The 16,605-nt window shown below is 70.2% G+C and carries 11 protein-coding genes and 1 pseudogene; 2 read left to right on the top strand and 10 right to left on the bottom strand.

What is annotated here, in order from left to right; all coding sequences use genetic code 11:
* Positions 1-196: 196 nt before the first annotated feature.
* Positions 197-298, top strand: a pseudogene (locus tag ACX9TP_RS28305) (hypothetical protein); the annotation flags it as partial.
* A 771-nt stretch (positions 299-1,069) separates the two neighbouring features.
* Here the strand turns inward: ACX9TP_RS28305 and ACX9TP_RS28300 are convergent.
* The 8 genes from ACX9TP_RS28300 to ACX9TP_RS28265 form a co-directional block, all read right to left on the bottom strand.
* Entirely contained in the window at positions 1,070-2,038 is a 969-nt protein-coding gene (locus ACX9TP_RS28300) for a class I SAM-dependent methyltransferase (RefSeq protein ID WP_482973745.1), read from the bottom strand.
* 208 nt (positions 2,039-2,246) lie between these two features.
* A complete protein-coding gene (locus ACX9TP_RS28295) occupies positions 2,247-3,167 on the bottom strand; it encodes a transporter (protein ID WP_482973744.1) in 921 nt (306 codons plus the stop codon).
* 44 nt (positions 3,168-3,211) lie between these two features.
* Entirely contained in the window at positions 3,212-4,300 is a 1,089-nt protein-coding gene (locus tag ACX9TP_RS28290; protein ID WP_482973743.1) for a branched-chain amino acid ABC transporter permease, read from the bottom strand.
* 19 nt (positions 4,301-4,319) lie between these two features.
* Complete coding sequence (locus ACX9TP_RS28285) at positions 4,320-5,213, bottom strand: branched-chain amino acid ABC transporter permease (RefSeq protein WP_482973742.1); 894 nt, start codon at positions 5,211-5,213, stop codon at positions 4,320-4,322.
* Complete coding sequence (locus tag ACX9TP_RS28280) at positions 5,210-7,012, bottom strand: AMP-dependent synthetase/ligase (RefSeq protein ID WP_482973741.1); 1,803 nt, start codon at positions 7,010-7,012, stop codon at positions 5,210-5,212. Before ACX9TP_RS28280 ends, ACX9TP_RS28285 begins: the two co-directional genes overlap by 4 nt.
* A gap of 14 nt (positions 7,013-7,026) precedes the next feature.
* Entirely contained in the window at positions 7,027-7,797 is a 771-nt protein-coding gene (locus ACX9TP_RS28275) for an ABC transporter ATP-binding protein (protein WP_482973740.1), read from the bottom strand.
* A gap of 11 nt (positions 7,798-7,808) precedes the next feature.
* Positions 7,809-8,615 (bottom strand): ABC transporter ATP-binding protein, encoded by an 807-nt coding sequence (locus ACX9TP_RS28270; protein ID WP_482973739.1) that lies wholly within the window; start codon positions 8,613-8,615, stop codon positions 7,809-7,811.
* Positions 8,602-9,900, bottom strand: coding sequence for an ABC transporter substrate-binding protein (locus ACX9TP_RS28265; RefSeq protein WP_482973738.1), 1,299 nt, complete (start codon positions 9,898-9,900; stop codon positions 8,602-8,604). Before ACX9TP_RS28265 ends, ACX9TP_RS28270 begins: the two co-directional genes overlap by 14 nt.
* A 225-nt stretch (positions 9,901-10,125) precedes the next feature.
* Here ACX9TP_RS28265 and ACX9TP_RS28260 point away from each other — a divergent pair, with 225 nt between their 5' ends.
* Entirely contained in the window at positions 10,126-11,721 is a 1,596-nt protein-coding gene (locus ACX9TP_RS28260; protein ID WP_482973737.1) for an acyl-CoA carboxylase subunit beta, read from the top strand.
* 43 nt (positions 11,722-11,764) lie between these two features.
* Here the strand turns inward: ACX9TP_RS28260 and ACX9TP_RS28255 are convergent, their stop codons facing one another.
* Together ACX9TP_RS28255 and ppsA are read right to left on the bottom strand one after the other, a co-directional pair.
* The gene (locus ACX9TP_RS28255; RefSeq protein ID WP_482973736.1) at positions 11,765-14,041 is read right to left on the bottom strand and encodes a sensor histidine kinase; all 2,277 of its coding nucleotides are present in this window, start codon (positions 14,039-14,041) and stop codon (positions 11,765-11,767) included.
* Positions 14,038-16,395 (bottom strand): phosphoenolpyruvate synthase, encoded by a 2,358-nt coding sequence (gene ppsA / locus ACX9TP_RS28250; protein ID WP_482973735.1) that lies wholly within the window; start codon positions 16,393-16,395, stop codon positions 14,038-14,040. Before ppsA ends, ACX9TP_RS28255 begins: the two co-directional genes overlap by 4 nt.
* Between the last annotated feature and the right edge of the window lie 210 nt (positions 16,396-16,605).

Raw genomic sequence — 16,605 nt, 5'->3', positions numbered from 1 at the left:
TCCTGTTCGCGGGCCCCGACACTGGACCTCGGGCATGGGCGTACAGGCCCGGAAGGCACGGACGAGTCTGCCTACCTCGGAGGGAATCCATCCTCTCCCAACCCACCATGTCAGCTCCCTCCGGTAGAAGGAGATGGTGGAAGGAACGTTCCTTCCACGAGACGGCTGCCCCGGAGGGGGCAGGAGGGGGTAGGGGATGGGGTTCGCGGAGCATTACCTGTCGGGGATGATGCAGAACTCGGCGGAGGTGCTGGGCCGGCGCGGCTACGAGCACGTGAAGGCCGAGGAACTGGCCCGGTCCGCTGGGATGTCGGTGGGCAGTTTGTACCGGCGCTACGGCAGCAAGCGGCACTACGCCCGGACGGTGCGAACCTTCCACGAGGAAACCTTCTGCCAGGAGGTGGACTGGGCCTTCTTCTGCAAACATGGAGCGGACGGCGTCACCTTCCGCGAGGCCTTCTTCACCTTCTGGAATGCGCTGACGCACTGGGCACTGGGGCTTCCCGGCCCTTTCGTCTTCACCTTCCTGCATCGGCACCCGGACGTCGCCGGGCAGCCCGCGCCCGGCAGTACGGCACGGGCCCTGGTGCGCGAGGTGCTACTGAAGGGAGAGCAGGACGGGGCGCTGGTGCCGGGCTGCGCCAGAGTGGGCGAAGCGCTGGTGTGGGGCACGCTGGCGGAGTGGGTGCGCGCCCAGGCGGAGAGAAACGAGGAGGTATTCCGGGAGGACGTCCTCGCGTCGGCCGAGGCCCTCTGGCGCGCGCTGGCGAAGGCGGACGACTCCGGCGGCTCCCGTGGCGGCGGCATTCCGCCTGGCGCCGCCCAGCCAGATGCTCAGTCGCCGGATGCGGGCACTTCTGGTGTGTCCCAGGACAGTGGCATGGCTCCTGCCACTGTCCCGCCTGAGCCGCGAACGCCAACTCCGGCTTGTGACACGGCCCCATCAGGCGGCATTCCTCCTCCCGTCGCCACGCAACCGGAGGAGAGGGTGGTGTCGTGCGGCTCCACACGCGGCCCGAAGCCGTTCGCCACCTCGCCCTCCCCTGGAACGAGGACGCGGGGAGATGCCTCAGGGCTTCTCGGCGTAGACCACGGCGTACTCGTCGCAGTTGAAGAGATTGATCCACTGCGTCTGATCGAGGGGCGTCAGCCGGGCCTGCTTCACGCTCTCTCGGACCTTGTCGAGGGTGACGGCGCCGAGCTTGCGCTCGAGGGCCGCCAGTCCGCGCAGCGCGGGGATGGCGGTGTTGGCCCCGTGGTAGACGTCCGCAGCGTGGGAGTCCAGCCGCGCCTTCTGGAAGCCCGCCTGCTCGAGCTCCGAGACGTAGCGCTGCGTCGACCAGACATTGGCCTCCGGGAAGGCAATCAGGCCGCGCCAGTAGCGGTGCTGCAGGCGGCGGCGCAGGCCCAGTCCGGCCTCGCGGTCGGTCTTCTGGCACATGTCCGCCATGACGAGCCGGCCTCCCGGGCGCAGCACCCGGAACGCCTCGCGCAGGAAGTCACGGCGCGTCCGGAAGTGCATGGCGGACTCGAGCGCGAAGACGACGCTGAACTCGCCAGCGCCGAAGGGCAGGGCGGTCGCCGAGCCCTGCTCCAGGCGGACGACGCTGTCCATCCCCGTGAGCCGCACGCGCTCGCGGCCGATGCGAACCTGGTTCGGGGTGATGTTGACGCCGGTGATGCGGGCGGGGCGGTACTGCTCGGCCCACAGGAGGTCCTGGTCCGCGTAGCCGAAGCCGCAGTCCAGCACCGTGTCTTCCGAGCCCAGGCGCGCCGTCTTCGCCAGCAGGTGCGCCATCTGCTCCTGGGCGGACCTGAACAGCTCGCCCACGCGCTCGAAGTTGTTCTCGTCGACGCGCTCCACGTCCCGCCAGTAGCCGAGGTTGATCCAGTACGGCTCCCGCCCCGTGCTGATGCGAATCTCCTGCGGCGTCGGCAGGCCGGTGACCCAGGCGCCTGTTTCGTTCGTGTAGAAGTGCTCCGGATCCGCCAGGACCGCGCTCTTGAGCTGCTTTGCCACCTTGATGACGTCGATCATCGCGAGCCTCCTCGAGTCCAGCGGCCAGCATGCCACCGGGCACGGATTCCCGGTATCACGGGTTACGCGAGGATGACCTGTCAACAGTCCGGAGGCAGGGGGATGCCGCACTCGCAGTGCTGCTTGTCCCGTCCCAGGGTGGCGAAGGCAGGGAGGATGCCCGCCGGCCGCCACGAGGCAGCCGGCGCTTCCCCCGCCTGGAGACGCCCTAGAAGAAGACGTGGGTGAGACGGGCACCGACGAAATTGCCCTTCGTCACTCCCTGGGAGCCGTAGATGTCCGGCTGGAACTGGAGCATGACGGTGGTCAGCTTCTCGATGCGCACGCCCATCGTCAGGCGCAGCGAGCTGACGGTCTGCTTCGGGGAGACCTCCACCTCGCCTGTCGGCGTTTCGATGGTGCGCTGCCCGTTCCGGTCGATGTACAGCGCCGCACCCGTGAAGAAGCTCTGGGACAGGTCCATGCCCGCCGCGAGGATGCCGCCCAGCGACGGCGACTGGCTCAGCTTCAGCTTCGCGACCTCCGTGCCCGCCAGCACCGGGAACTCGTCGTTGTCGCCGTGGATGGCCACGTTGGCCATGGCCTCCAGCGTGAAGGCCTTCAGGAAGCGCTGGCCCACGACGAGCTGCGGGCGGACCGTCCAGCGGTTGCTGCCGATGTTCAGGAAGCGGTCGCTGCTGTAGTTGCCCACCGGAATGGTGACGTACGGGGTGAAGGCGAACCACGTGTGCGTGTTCGTCTCCGCGTCCTGGACGAGGCCGTAACCCACCGTGGGAATGTAGGTGAGGTCGCCCACGCCCGAGGCCCGGAGCGCCGTCTTCGGCGCGGCCGGCGACGCCGGGTTGGCCTGGAACACCGTGACATCCACCACCGGCATGCTCACGTCGAAGGGAACGACGACCAGCCCGCCCTCGCTCTTGAGCACGTACGTGGCGCGGAAGGCCGCCTGCGTCTGCGAGAAGTCACGCTCACCCGAGGCGGACGCGTGGCGCAGGTACGTGTGCGCGATGACGCTCCGGTTCGGGACGTAGAAGCCCGCTTCATAGTCCCGGAAGTCCGCCTGCTGGGCCCGGGCACCGGTCGCCGACACGAGGGATACGAACAGGACAGCGAGGAACGCGCGATTCATGGTGGGTCTCCTCTGCGGGGTAAACGTCGAGTCTGGCGGGGCCTTCAGTAGCGGAAGGGCCACGCAAGGAAGTACCGGCGGATGCGCAGCCACACGCCGAACAGCCCCATGGGCTCGAGCACGAGCACGAGCACCACGACGACGGACAGGAGCACCGTCGCCTGCTGCGCGGAGGTGAGCTGGTTGATGAGGGGAATGGCGTGCCCCACCGACTCCGCGAGGGGGCTCAGGAAGGTGAAGGCGAGCGCGCCGCTGACCGCGCCGAAGACGCTGCCCACCCCGCCCAGCACAATCATGGCGATGAACTGGATGGACAGGTTCAAATCGAACGGCGGCTCGACGGTGATGTACTGCTGCTGGAAGGCGAACATCGCCCCGGCGATGCCGGCCAGGAACGAGGAGACGCCGAAGGCCTGCAGCCGGGCCTGCGTCGTGGAGACGCCGAGCACCTCCGCCGCGAGGTCCTGGTCCCTCACCGCCATCATCGCCCGGCCGCTGTTGGAGCGCTGGACGTTCTTCGTCAGCCACACCGTGCCCGCCGCCAGCGGCAGGAAGAGGAAGTACAGCTTCCGCTCGAAGCCCAGCACCACCGGCCCCACAAGCCACGTGTCCCCCACCGAGGCCGTGCCGCCCGATTCGCCCCGGAACCACCAGTACATGGGGACGGACGTCCCGCTCAGCCCGCTCGTCACCTCCGGATACGCGAGCAGCACGTGCTGCGTGAGGAACACCAGCCCCAGCGTGACGATGGCCAGGTACAGCCCCTTGAGCCTCAGCGCGAAGACGCCGATGACCACCCCCACGAAGGCGGACACCGCGCCGGCCAGCGGGAGCGCCAGCCAGAAGGGCCAGCCCCACTTCGTGCCCAGCACCGCGACGGTGTACGCGCCCAGCGCGAGGAAGGCCGCGTGTCCCAGGCTCACCTGGCCCGCGAAGCCGGTGAGCACCATCAGCGCGGCGGCGCCGACGATGGCCACCAGGCCCAGGTTTCCGACGGTGAGCCACCGCGCGCTCGCGAGCCACGGGTAGCCCAGGGCGACGGCCAGCGTCACCACCACGCCGGCCTTGTGCCACAGGCCGGGGAAGAGCTTCAGGTCGTCCTCGTAGCGAATCACCAGGGGGCGGGTTGGCATGGTGTCGTCTCGCGGGCGTTCAGACCCGACGCACCTCGTGCTCGCCCCACAGGCCGCGCGGCCGGAGCACGAGGAAGAGGATCATCGCCGCGTAGGGAAAGACGGCGTGGAAGTTGTGTCCGAAGGCGCCCAGGTGCGGGTTGACGTACGCCTGGGACAGCACCTCCAGCAGTCCCAGCATGAACGCCGCCACCACCGCGCCCACCACCGACTCCAGGCCCCCGACGATGATGGCCGGGAAGGCGCGCAGCGCCACGTAGCCCAGGTTGGAGTCCACCGAGCGGGGGAACATCCCCAGGAAGATGCCCGCCACCGCGGCGGTGGCCCCGGCCAGGAACCAGGTGAAGGCCAGCACCCGGCCCACGGGGATTCCGAGCGCCAGCGATACCTCCTGGCTCTCGCTCGCCGCGCGCATCGCCACGCCCAGCGGCGTGCGCTGCACGAGCGCGTGGAGCAGGACGAGCACCGCCGCCGTCGCGCCCAGCGACACCAGCGACGACAGGAGCACGGTGGCGTTGCCTACCTGCACCTCCGCCATGGCGTCCCAGGGCGTCGGCATGCCGCGCGTGTCCGTGCCGAAGGCGATGACGATGGCGGCGCGCAGCAGCAGGCCGAGGAACAGCGTCAGGATGATGGTGGTGAAGACGGGCCGGCCCACCATGCGCCGCAGCACCGTGCGCTCCAGCAGCGCCGCCAGTCCGCCGGTGAGGCCCGCGGCGGCGAGGAGCGCCAGCCACCAGGGCAGCACGTCCACCAGCGCCGTCATCAGGAACGCGCCCAGGCTCAGCAGCTCGCCGTGCGCGAAGTTGAAGAGCCGCGAGGCGCGGTACACCACCGAGAAGCCCAGGGCGATGAGCGCGTAGCTCGCTCCCAACGCCAGTCCGGAGATGCTGAGCTGGAGCAGTTGCGTCATTCGCTTTTCCTCGCGTACATCGCTTCCACCAGGGGGGCGTGCAGCTCGAGCACCGCCTTGCGGCGGACCTTCAGGGACGCGGTGACTTCACCCGCGTCCTGGGTCATCTCTCGCGGGAGGAGCCGGAAGGCGCGCACCTGCTCCACGCGGGCCAGGCCTTCGTTGGCGCGGGCCACCTCGTCCTCCACCAGCTTCAGCACCTCGGGCTGGGTGGTGAGGTCGGTGTACGAGGTGAAGGCAATCTTGCGGCGCAGGGCCCAGTCCGACACCGTGTCCGCGTCTATCTGGATGAGCGCCGTGACGAAGGCGCGCCGGTCGCCAATGGCCACCGCCTCCTTGATGTACGGGCTGTTCTTCAGCGCGTTCTGGATGCGCTCGGGCGACAGGTTCTTCCCGCCGGAGGTGATGAGGATTTCGCGCTTGCGGCCGGTGATGCGGAGGTACCCGTCGGCGTCGATTTCCCCCAGGTCTCCGGTGTGCAGCCAGCCGTCGTCCTGGCGCACCTCGGCCGTGGCGTCCGGCCGGTTGAGGTAGCCGAGGAAGACGTTTGAGCCGCGCACCCGCACCTCGCCGTCCTCCGCGAGCTGGCACTCCACGCCCGGCACGGGGCGCCCGACGGTGCCGATGCGCGTGGCCCCGGGGATGTTGAGGTGGCTGGTGCCGGCGCTCTCCGTCTGCCCGTAGCCCTCGTAGATGCGGACGCCCACGCCGTCGAACCAGGTGATGAGCTCCGGGGAGATGGGCGCCGCGCCGGAGATGGGAAAGCGGCAGCGGCGCAGCCCCAGCCTTTCTTGAAGGGGCCGGTAGACGAGCAAGTCACCCACGAACCACACCAGCCCGTCCCACCAGCGGCGCTGGCCGTTGCGCTCGCGCTCGCGAATCCGGCCGCCCAGCCGGGTGAAGGTGTCGAAGAGGGTGCGCTTGAGCCACGAGGCGTCGCGCATCTTCACCATCACCATCGCGTGCATCTTCTCCCAGATGCGCGGCACCCCCAGGAACACCGTGGGAGACACTTCCGCGACATCCGACTGCACCGTCTCCAGCGCCTCGCCGAAGTGGACCTTCCCACCGACGACGAGCGGCAGGAGCAGGCTGAACAGCTTCTCCGCCACGTGGCACAGGGGCAGGTAGGAGACGACGCTGTCCTCGGGCGTCAGGCCGAGCTGCTCCACGAAGGTGGCCGAGCCCTGGAGCATGTTGCGGCTGGACACCAGCGCGCCCTTGGGCGAGCCCGTGGTGCCCGAGGTGTAGATGACCATCGCCGCGTCGTCCGGGTCCCGCTGCGCGAGCTGCGTCCGGAGCCACGCGGGCTCCTGCTCCGCCAGGGCGCGCCCGTCGGCCAGGAAGCGCTCCCACGTGCGCAGCCGGGCGTCCTGCACACCGTGCAGGCCGCGCGGCTCGATGACGATGACGTGCTGGACGGAGGGCGTCTCGGCGGCGACGGTGGCCACCTTGTCGTACTGCTCCTGGTCCTCGCAGATGACGACCTTGCAGCGGGCGTCATTGAGGATGTACGCGACGTCCGGCGGCGGGTTCGTCTGGTAGATGCCGACCGTGCGCGCGCCCACCACCTGGGTGCCCAGGTCCGCGAACAGCCACTCCGGCCGGTTGTCGCTGAGGATGGCGACCGAGTCCCCCGCGCGCACGCCCAGCTCCCACAGCATCCGGGCCACGTGGGCGACGCGCTCCAGGTACTCGCGGAAGGACAGCTCCCGCCAGATGCCCAGCCGCTTCTCTCGGATGGCCACCGCGTGGGGGCGCTCCTCGGCGTGCTTCCAGAGCTGCGCCGGAAGGCTCATGGGCAGGGCCGCACTCATGCCGCCACCGTTCCGCCCACGTAGGCGCTCAGCACGCGGGTGTCATTGCGCAGCGCCGACGGCGGCCCGTTCGCGATGACCCGGCCCCGGTCCAGCACCGTCACCTGCGTCGCCAGGTCCATCACGAAGCGCAGCTCGTGGCCGATGAGGACCTGCGTCACGCCCAGCTCGTGCCGGAGGTCGAGGAGGGTGTTGGCCATGTCCTCGGTCTCCTCCTGGTTGAGCCCCGCGGTGGGCTCGTCCAGGAGCAGCAGCTTCGGCTCCATGCACAGCGCGCGGCCCAGCTCCACGCGCTTGCGGATGCCGTAGGGCAGCACGGCGACGGGCATCCACCGGAAGTGCTCCAGGTCGAGGAAGTCGATGACCTCCTCGGCCTTCTCGCGGTGCCTGACTTCCTCCGCGCGCGCGCCGCGCGTCCAGAACAGGTGGCTCAGCAGGCCCGTCCGGTAGCGCTGGTGGCGCCCCAGGAGGAGGTTCTCCAGCACGGTGAGGTGCTCGAACAGCGCCAGGTTCTGGAACATGCGCGACACGCCCAGGCGTGCAATCTCCGTGGGCTCCACGCCCGTGAGCTCCTGGCCGTCCAGCCGCACCCGGCCCTCCATGTGCCGGTGGATGCCGCTGATGCAGTTGAAGAGGCTGCTCTTGCCGGCGCCGTTGGGGCCAATCACGGCGTGCAGCGCTCCCGCCTCGATGGAGAACGAGACGCCGTCCAGCGCCCGCACGCCGGAGAAGGAGAGGCCCACGTTGTCGAGCTCGAGCAGTGCCATGCCTTGCGTCCTCAGGACAGCCAGCGCCGCTTGCGGCGGTAGCGCTTCAGCTCGTGGTAGCCGCGTTGGCCCTCGCGTCCGAAGCCCAGGTAGAACTCCTGCACGTCCGGGTCGTCGCGCAGCCGGTCCGCGGGGCCGTCCAGCACCACCTTCCCCGTCTCCAGCACGTAGCCGTAGTGGGCCAGCCGCAGCGCCACCCTCGCGTTCTGCTCGACGAGGAGCACGGAGACGCCCTCGGCGCTGATGCGTTGGATCAGCTCCGACACCTCGCCCACCGCCTTCGGCGACAGCCCGAGGAAGGGCTCGTCGAGCAGCAGCACCTTCGGCCGCCGCATCAGCCCGCGGCAGATGGCCAATAGCTGCTGCTCGCCTCCGGAGAGGTAGCCGGCCTTCTGGCGCCTCCGCTCCCGGAGCAACGGGAAGCGGGTGAAGGCGGACTCGACGAGCTCCGCGCGCGCCTTCGCGCCCATGCCGAAGCCGCCGGCGAGCAGGTTCTCCTCCACCGACAGCTCGCCGAGGATGCGGCGGCCCTCCAGAATCTGCACCACGCCCTCTCGCACCCGCGCGTCCGCGGGCAGGCGCAGGAGGCTCTGTCCGGCCAGCGCGACGCTGCCCTTGGTGATGGCGCCGTCGTGCAGGTCCAACAGCCCGCTGATGGCGCGCAGCGCGGTCGACTTGCCGGCGCCGTTGGGGCCCAGCAGGGCGACCACGCCCTGCTGGGGGACCTCCAGGGAGATGCCCCGGAGGGCCCGCACCACCGAGTGGTAGACGACCTGGAGGTTGCGCACCTGGAGGAGGGGCGGACTACTTGCTGTCATCGCTGGCCTTCGCGGAGGAGGCGTCCAGCGCCTTCGGCTTCGCGTAGCCGGCGACGACGCGCCAGCTGCCCTGGTCCATCACCGGCTTGAGCACCCGGACGCTGACGGACGTCTCATAGGGGAAGCGGGACAGGTCCACCGGCTCCGCCGCCATGCCGCGCGCGGTGGTGCCCGTGATTCCCTTGAGCGCCTTGAGGTACCCCGCGCGGGTGACGTCCTTCGCCTCGATGGCCTTCTTGAGCGCCTCCACCTGGACGAGCCCCTGGACGTAGGACGACAGCGTGTAGAAGTCCTTCGGCACGTCCGCGTGCTGGCCATGGAGCGCGAGGAAGTCCTTCATGCCCGGGACGTCGTCGCCCCAGTAGGTGAGCCCCGTGGCCCAGTAGAAGTTCGTGAAGACGGCGGCGGGGATGACCTTGGGGTCGAAGAAGCGGTCCACCCAGGCCGGCGTCTGCCCCACCCAGGTGGGCAGGTACTTGAGCTGCGCCGCCGTGCCGAGGATGGGCCCCGACGCGCTGGGGAGCACCGTGAGCAGCACGTAGTTGGCGCCCGACTGCTGGAGCGCCGTCACCACGGCGGCGAAGTCCTTCTGGCCCGGTGCCACGGTTTGCTGTGACACGACGGTGACGCCGTGGAGCCGCGCGGCCGCCGTCCAGCCGTCAATGCCATCCTTCCCGTAGTCATCGCCCTGGTAGACGATGGCTGCCTTCACCTTGTCCGCGCCGCCCGCGTGCTCCACGGCCCAGTCCATGGCCCGCATCGCCTCCAGCTTGTAGGAGGCGCCAATGGGAGGCGTGTACTGGTTGCGCGCCATCTCCGAGGACTGCGACGCCGGGAAGGCCACCATCCCATCCGCCGCCAGCTTGTCCCGCAGGGGCAGGGTGTTGGGCGTGCCGAAGCTGGTGCCCAGGAAGAGCACCCGGTCGTGGATGTCGCTGTACGCCTGCACCGCGTTCTGCGGGTTGTAGGCGTGGTCCTTCTCGACGAGCTCCAGCTTCCAGCCGTCGGGGAGCAGGCCGCTGTTGCCTGCGTTCACCTGCCTGGCCAGCAGGCGCTTCCCCGCGGCGAATGGCTTGCCAATGGCCGCCCCGGGGCCGCTCTCGTCATTGAGCGCGCCGACGTAGACGACCTTCTTCTCCAGGTCCACGCCCTTGTCTGTCTTGATGTCCGAGACAGGCCGGGACTGCGATTGCGAGCCTTCAGACGCAGGCGTCGTGGCTTCTTCTTTCTTGCATGCAGTCAACCCGAGAGCCGCCGCCATGAGCCCGAGTACGAGCCGTCGCATCGCATCCTCCCCGCTGGATTGGTGGCGGCAGCTTTGCCACAGACCCGAGAGCCTGAAAAGATATCAAATACGAATTCCTTGACTGTGTTTCGCAGGGCGGAATGTATCGGTGCTTTCATTGACTGTGTTTTGCAGAGCGAAACGAGACACGCGGATGACACGGCGCGTAAGTCTATTCCACTGCACGATGACCACAGGACTGCACCGTGGCATCATCCCGCGCGCATGAGCGACACGAATGGCGACGGCGGCAGCCCCCCTACCGGCGAGGTCCGCCCGGAGCTCGCGGCGCTTCGCGAGCGGCTCGCGGCCACCACGGACGCGGGCCGCCCGGAGGCGGTGGCCCGGCGGAGGAAGACGGGCCAGCGCACGGTGCGGGAGAACATCGCCGACCTCGTGGACGCGGGGAGCTTCTCGGAATACGGCGGGCTCGCGCTGGCGGCGCAGCGCTCCACGCGCTCCATCGAGGACCTGGTCCGGGCGAGCCCCGCGGACGGCCTCGTCTGCGGGGTGGGCACCGTCAACCGCGCCCTCTTCGACGACGAGCGCGCGCGCACCATGGTGCTCGCCTACGACTACACCGTCTTCGCCGGCACGCAGGGGCTGGTGGGCCACCGGAAGCTGGACCGCATGCTGGCGCTCGCCGCGCAGTGGCGCGTGCCGGTGGTGCTCTTCGCGGAGGGAGGCGGCGGACGGCCCAACGACACGGACACGCACACCGTGTCGGCATTGGACACGCCCAGCTTCCTGGCGTTCGCCGCGCTGTCGGGGCTCGTCCCGCGCGTGGGCCTCGTCTCCGGGCGGTGCTTCGCCGGCAACGCGGCCCTGCTGGGCAGCTGCGACGTCATCATCGCCACCGACGACAGCAACATCGGCATGGGCGGCCCGGCGATGATTGAAGGCGGCGGGCTGGGCTCATTCGCTCCGGAGGAGATTGGCCCCGCGGACGTGCAGACGCGCAATGGCGTCATCGACGTGCGCGTGCGCGACGAGGCCGAAGCGGTGGCCGTCGCGAAGCAATACCTCTCCTATTTCCAGGGCCCCGTCGCACCGGGGGTGTGCGCACCGCAGGAGCGGCTGCGGGACGCGCTGCCGGAGAACCGCCGCCGTGCGTACAAGGTCCGCCCCATCATCGAGACGCTGGCGGACACGGGCTCCGTGCTGGAGCTGCGCAGGGACTTCGGGCGCAGCCTGGTGACGGCGCTGGTGCGAATCGAGGGGCAGCCGCTCGGGCTCATCGCCAATGACACGTTCCACCTCGGCGGCGCCATTGACGCGAGCGCCGCCGACAAGGCCGCGCGCTTCTTCCAGCTCTGCGACGCGTTCGGTCTCCCCATCGTCTCGCTGTGTGACACGCCCGGCTTCATGGTGGGGCCCAAGGCCGAGGAGACGGCGCTGGTGCGCCACGTCTCCCGCATGTTCGTGGGCGCCGCCAGCCTCGGCGTCCCGTTCTTCACCGTGGTGCTGCGGCGGGGCTACGGGCTGGGAGCGCAGGCCATGGCGGGTGGGCACTTCCACGCGCCCGTGTTCAACGTGTCCTGGCCCACGGGTGAGTTCGGGGGGATGAACCTGGAGGGGGCCGTGCGCATCGGCATGCGCAAGCAATTGGAGGCCATCGAAGACCCGGCGGCCCGGGAGGAGATGGCGAAGGCGCTGATTGCCGAGGCCCACCAGCGCGGCACCGCCCTCAACATGGCGTCGCTGCTGGAGCTCGACGCCGTCATCGACCCCGCACAGACGCGCGCCTGGCTTCTGCGCGGCCTGCGCTCCGTCCCGAAGCCGGCGCGCGAGGGGCGGCGCCGGTTCATCGACACCTGGTGAGTGGCGGGCCGTGGGGCGGGAGGCCCTGGGGTTTCAAAGGGGCTCACGGCGAGTGCGCGATGGGCTCCTCGGCTGGAAACGCGGTGGGGAGCGTGAAGGAGAAGGTGCTCCCCATGCCGGGGCTGCTCTCCACCCAGAGGCGGCCGCTGTGGGCATCGACGAGCCCCTTGGCGATGGCGAGCCCCAGCCCGGCGCCTTCCTTCCTCCCCACCCGCGCCTGCCAGAAGGGCTCGAAGAGATGGGGGATGTTCTCCGAGTCAATCCCGGCCCCCGTGTCCCGCACCGAGAATCTCAACATGCCTCCATCGGGCACGGCCCGGACGACGATGCGTCCGCCCTCGGGGGTGAACTTGAGCGCGTTGCCAATGAGGTTCGAGAGGATTTGAAGCACCCGGTCGTGGTCGGCGAGGAGGGGAGGGACGTCCTCGGGGACGTCGGCCGTGAGCTGGAGGGACTTCATCTCCGCGAGCGCGCGGTGCTGCTCGATGGCCTCTCTCACGAGGGACGCGGTTCGCAGCGGAGCGCGCTCCACCGAGAGGTGGCCGGCCTCCATGCGGGCGACGTCCAGCAGGTCCTGGATGAGCCGGTGGGAGCGCTGCACCGCCTTCCGGATGGTCTCCAGCGGCCGCGTGTCGGTGGCCCGCTGCTCGGGCGCCCGCTTCAGGAGTGTCTCGGCGCTCAGGGCGATGACGTTCAGGGGGGTGCGGAGGTCATGGGCCACGACGCGAAGGACTTCGTCGCGGGTGCGCGTCGCCTGCTCGGACCGCTCATGGAGACAGGCGTTGTCGATGGCGAGCGCGGCGCGACTGGCCAGCTCCTCGGCCAGCGCCAGGTCCCGGGCGCCGAAGTGGCGCCCCGACTCGGAGGTCCAGAGGATGATGGCCCCCAGGATGTGCCCGCGAGCCGAGAGGGGCACGACGATGCCGGACAGGGGGGCGATGTGTCGGAGCAGCTCCAGGTGGGGGCCGTCCTCGGCCATCGACTCCAACACCGTTCCCGGGACATCCTGGAACAGGGCGGAGCGTCCCGTCTGGAGCACGCCCGCGACGATGCTCCCCTGGCGCGACGGCTCCTGGGGGTAGGTGTGCAGCAGCGTGTCCAGCAGGCGCGAGCTCTCCGGTGAGGCCGCCACGCCTTGCACCGACTGGAGGCGCCCGTCCTCATCCACCAGCTCGACCACGCACCAGTCCGCCAGGGCAGGGACTGCGAGCCGCGCCACGGTTGCGAGCGTCGTCCGGGACTCGAGCGAGCCCGCGAGGCGCGGCCCCGCCTCGGCCAGGAAGCTCAGGGCCTGCTCGAACTGCTTCCGCTCGGAGATGTCCAGCATGTGTGCGATGAGGTGGAGGGGTTCCCCCCGGAAGTCGCGTACCAGCGAGGCAATCAGCTGGATGCTGACGACGTGGCCCTGTTTGTGGACGTAGCGCTTCTCCCGCTGGTAGGTGCCGAGCTCTCCCGTGAGCAGCCGCTGGAGGCCGGCCAGGTCCGCATCGACGTCCTCGTGCCAGGTGATGTCCCGGAAGCCCCGGACGAGGAGCTCCCGCTGCGAGTAGCCGACCATCCTGCACAGGCAGTCGTTCACGTTCAGGAAGCGGCCGTCCAGCCCGACGATGGCCATGCCGATGGGGGCATCCTCGAACGCGGTGCGAAAGCGCTCCTCGCTGGTGCGGAGCACCTCCTCCGCGTGCCTGCGTGTGGAGATGTCGCGCAGCATGACGGTGAGCACGTGGCTTCCACCCACGTCCACCTTGGAGATGCTGGCCTCCGCGGGGAACTCCTCTCCATTCTTGCGTCTGCCGATGATGGGGCGCCGCTCCGCCATCTGCCGCGAGGCGTGCGTGCCCGCCGCGAAGCGCTCCACGTGTTGTCTGTGGATGGCCCGGTAGCGTTCCGGGAGGAGCAGGTCCAGGGGCTGGCCCAGGACTTCCCGGGCGGAGTGGCCGAAGATGCGCTCCGCGCCCTCGTTGAAGAGGGTGATGCGCTGCGCGTCGTCGATGGAGATGATGGCGTCGGCCGCGCCGGAGATGATGCCGCCGAGACGGGCCTCGGACAGCCGGAGCGACTGCTCCATCCGCTGGCGCTCCGCCTCCAGGAGGGAGAGCGTGCGCGCATCCCGGGTGAGCAGCACCAGGAAGAGCGCCAGCGCGAAGAGCACGGCGATGCAGGCGTCGATGTAGGCGTGGAGGACGTTCATGTCGCCCAGGCCCCACGCCAGCAGTCCGCCCACGGCCATCACCAGGGCGAGGCCGGCCGCGAAGGGCCCCAGTCTGGCGACCACCTGCTCGAGCCGGGAAGCCCGGCGGCTGCCGGGGCGCGTCTTCATAGGTGCCCTGTCCGGGCTGCCTCCAGGAGCAGCCTTCGCTCCGCCGCCGCGATGACCCTGCGTGCCGCCCCCGCGGCCCCCGGGTCCACCGAGATGGAAGTGATTCCCGCGCGCACCAGGTGCTCGGCGAACTCGGGGTGGTTGGACGGCGCCTGGCCGCACAGGGACGAGGTGAGGCCGGCCTCGCGGCTGGCCCGGATGATGTGGAGGATGGCGTCCAGCACCGCCGCGTCCGACTCGTCGAACAGCTCCGCGCACAGCTCCGAGTCCCGGTCCACCCCGAGCATCAGCTGCGTCAAGTCATTGGAGCCGATGGACACGCCGGTGATGCCCAGCTTCGCGTACTCGGGAATGCGGTAGACGACGGAGGGCACCTCCGCCATCACCCAGCGCTGCAAGCCCCGCTGCCGGCCCAGCGGGCCGCGCTCCATCGCCTCCAGGCACGCCTCCAGCTCCCACTTCGTGCGCACGAAGGGAATCATCACGTGCAGGTTGGGCGTCTCCTCGCGCACGCGGGCGAGCACCTCCAGCTCGAGCTGGAAGACCTCGGGCTCGCGCAGGTAGCGGTAGCAGCCGCGGTAGCCCATCATCGGGTTGGCCTCGGTGGGCTCGAACTCGTCGCCGCCCTCCAGGCCGCGGAACTCGTTGGTGCGGAAGTCCGTGGTCCGGTAGACGACGGGGCGCGGATGGAAGGCGCGGGTGATTTCCAGCAGCGAGCCGGCCAGCTTCTCCACGAACTCCGCGCGCCGGCCCTGGGCCAGCAGCCGCTTCGGGTGCACGCCGCCGAGCGCTTCCGTCAGCATGAACTCGGCGCGCAGCAGCCCCACGCCGTCCACCGGGAGCGCGGCCACCGCCTTCGCCTGTCCGGGCAGGGCGAGGTTGACGTAGAGCCGGGTGGCGAGCGGTTCGGGCTCGCCGGCCACGGTGGGGGCCGGAGCCCGGGTGGCCTGGACGGACTCGGGCGCCGCTTCCAGCCCCGCGCGGACCTGGCCGGTGGAGCCGTCCACCGTCACCTCCTCGCCGTCGCGCAGCACCCGCGTGGCCGAGCGCGTGCCCACCACGCAGGGGATGCGCAGCTCCCGGCTGACGATGGCGGCGTGGCACGTCATGCCGCCGCTGTCGGTGATGATGGCGGCGCAGCGGCGCAGGGTGGGCACCCAGTCCGGAGACGTCATCGGCGCCACGAGCACCTCGCCCTTCTGCAGCCGCTTGCCCTCCTCGGGCTTTTGCAGCACGCGCACCCGGCCGGACACGACACCGGGCGACGCGCCCAGGCCGGTGACGAGCGGTGCGCCCTTCGCCGCGGGGGGCTGTGGCTCCGGCGCCGTCCCGCCGGCCGCCAGCGTGGTGATGGGGCGCGACTGCACGAGGTACAGGCGCCCTCCCGACTCCGCCCACTCCACGTCCTGCGGCGAGCCGTAGTGCTGCTCCACGCGCAGCCCCAGCCGCGCCAGCTCCAGGACCTCCTCGTCCTTCAGCACCCGGCGGCCGGCCTCCTCGGGGGACAGCTCGACGCGGTGCTCCTTCCCGTGGCTCTCGCGGACAATCTGGAAGGCCTTGTGGCCGATGCGGGCCTCCAGGATGCGCAGGCGCTGCTTGTCCACCACGTACGTGTCGGGCTCCACCTGCCCGCCGACCACGACCTCGCCCAGCCCGAAGGCGCCCTCGATGACGAGCCGCTCCCGGTTTCCGGTGGACGGGTCCACGGTGAACATCACCCCCGAGCGCGCCGAGTCCACCATCTCCTGCACCACCACGGCGAGGGTGGGCTCCTCGGACAGGCCCTGGCTGCGGCGGTAGGCCACCACGCGCTCTCCGTAGGCGGAGGCCCAGCACTCGCGCACCCGCTCCAGCACGGCGGCGTCGCCGGCGACGTTGGTGAACGTCTCGTGCATGCCCGCGAAGGAGGTGTCCGCGGTGTCCTCGGAGGTGGCGGAGGAGCGGACGGCGACGGCGCGCTCCTTCCCGAGCTGCCGGTACGCGTCCAGGAGGGCCGCGCGCACGGAGGCGGGAGGCTGCACCTCGCGCACCAGCGTCTTCAGCTCCCTGGAGAGGGTGGCGAGCGACTCCGCATCGTCCGGGTCGATGCGGCGCCACAGCTGCGTCAGGCGGGAGCGGATGGGCTCCAGGGAGGCGGAGAAGGCGGCGGCGGTGACGACGAAGCCCCGGGGGACGGGCAGGCCGGCCCGCGTCAGCTCGCCGAGGTTGGCGCCCTTGCCTCCCGCGATGGACGTGTCTTCGCGCGACAGGGACTCGAACCAGACGACGGGGGCAGGGGACTCCTGCTGGGACTCCGCCACCACTCCCGCCGAGCCCTCCGGCGACCCGCTCCCAGGGGTCATCGTGGTCTGCATGGCCAGACTCCTTCTCGGTCCATGACTCTTAATGTGTGTCGTCACGGTCCCCGTCCGAACCAGTGGGTCTCTCGAAGCCACGGCCGCTTGCACAGGGTCCTCGCTGGACATGCTCCGCGAGCACCTCGCGCAGCCAGTCGATGCCCGCGGTGGTCAGCGCGTCGAGCTTGCGCTCCAGCGCGCGGTCCTTGAACTCCGTCGGCCCGTCGG

The sequence above is a fragment of the Pyxidicoccus sp. M15 genome (genome assembly GCF_056858435.1).
This window is presented reverse-complemented; position numbering and strand designations above follow the sequence as displayed.

What these genes read in the sequence shown, in the direction of transcription:
- ACX9TP_RS28300 (WP_482973745.1), bottom strand. Translation starts at nt 2,038, where the DNA reads ATGATCGACGTCATCAAGGTGGCAAAGCAGCTCAAGAGCGCGGTCCTG.
- ACX9TP_RS28295 (WP_482973744.1), bottom strand. Translation starts at nt 3,167, where the DNA reads ATGAATCGCGCGTTCCTCGCTGTCCTGTTCGTATCCCTCGTGTCGGCG.
- ACX9TP_RS28290 (WP_482973743.1), bottom strand. Translation starts at nt 4,300, where the DNA reads ATGCCAACCCGCCCCCTGGTGATTCGCTACGAGGACGACCTGAAGCTC.
- ACX9TP_RS28285 (WP_482973742.1), bottom strand. Translation starts at nt 5,213, where the DNA reads ATGACGCAACTGCTCCAGCTCAGCATCTCCGGACTGGCGTTGGGAGCG.
- ACX9TP_RS28280 (WP_482973741.1), bottom strand. Translation starts at nt 7,012, where the DNA reads ATGAGCCTTCCGGCGCAGCTCTGGAAGCACGCCGAGGAGCGCCCCCAC.
- ACX9TP_RS28275 (WP_482973740.1), bottom strand. Translation starts at nt 7,797, where the DNA reads ATGGCACTGCTCGAGCTCGACAACGTGGGCCTCTCCTTCTCCGGCGTG.
- ACX9TP_RS28270 (WP_482973739.1), bottom strand. Translation starts at nt 8,615, where the DNA reads ATGACAGCAAGTAGTCCGCCCCTCCTCCAGGTGCGCAACCTCCAGGTC.
- ACX9TP_RS28265 (WP_482973738.1), bottom strand. Translation starts at nt 9,900, where the DNA reads ATGCGACGGCTCGTACTCGGGCTCATGGCGGCGGCTCTCGGGTTGACT.
- ACX9TP_RS28260 (WP_482973737.1), top strand. Translation starts at nt 10,126, where the DNA reads ATGAGCGACACGAATGGCGACGGCGGCAGCCCCCCTACCGGCGAGGTC.
- ACX9TP_RS28255 (WP_482973736.1), bottom strand. Translation starts at nt 14,041, where the DNA reads ATGAAGACGCGCCCCGGCAGCCGCCGGGCTTCCCGGCTCGAGCAGGTG.
- ppsA (WP_482973735.1), bottom strand. Translation starts at nt 16,395, where the DNA reads ATGCAGACCACGATGACCCCTGGGAGCGGGTCGCCGGAGGGCTCGGCG.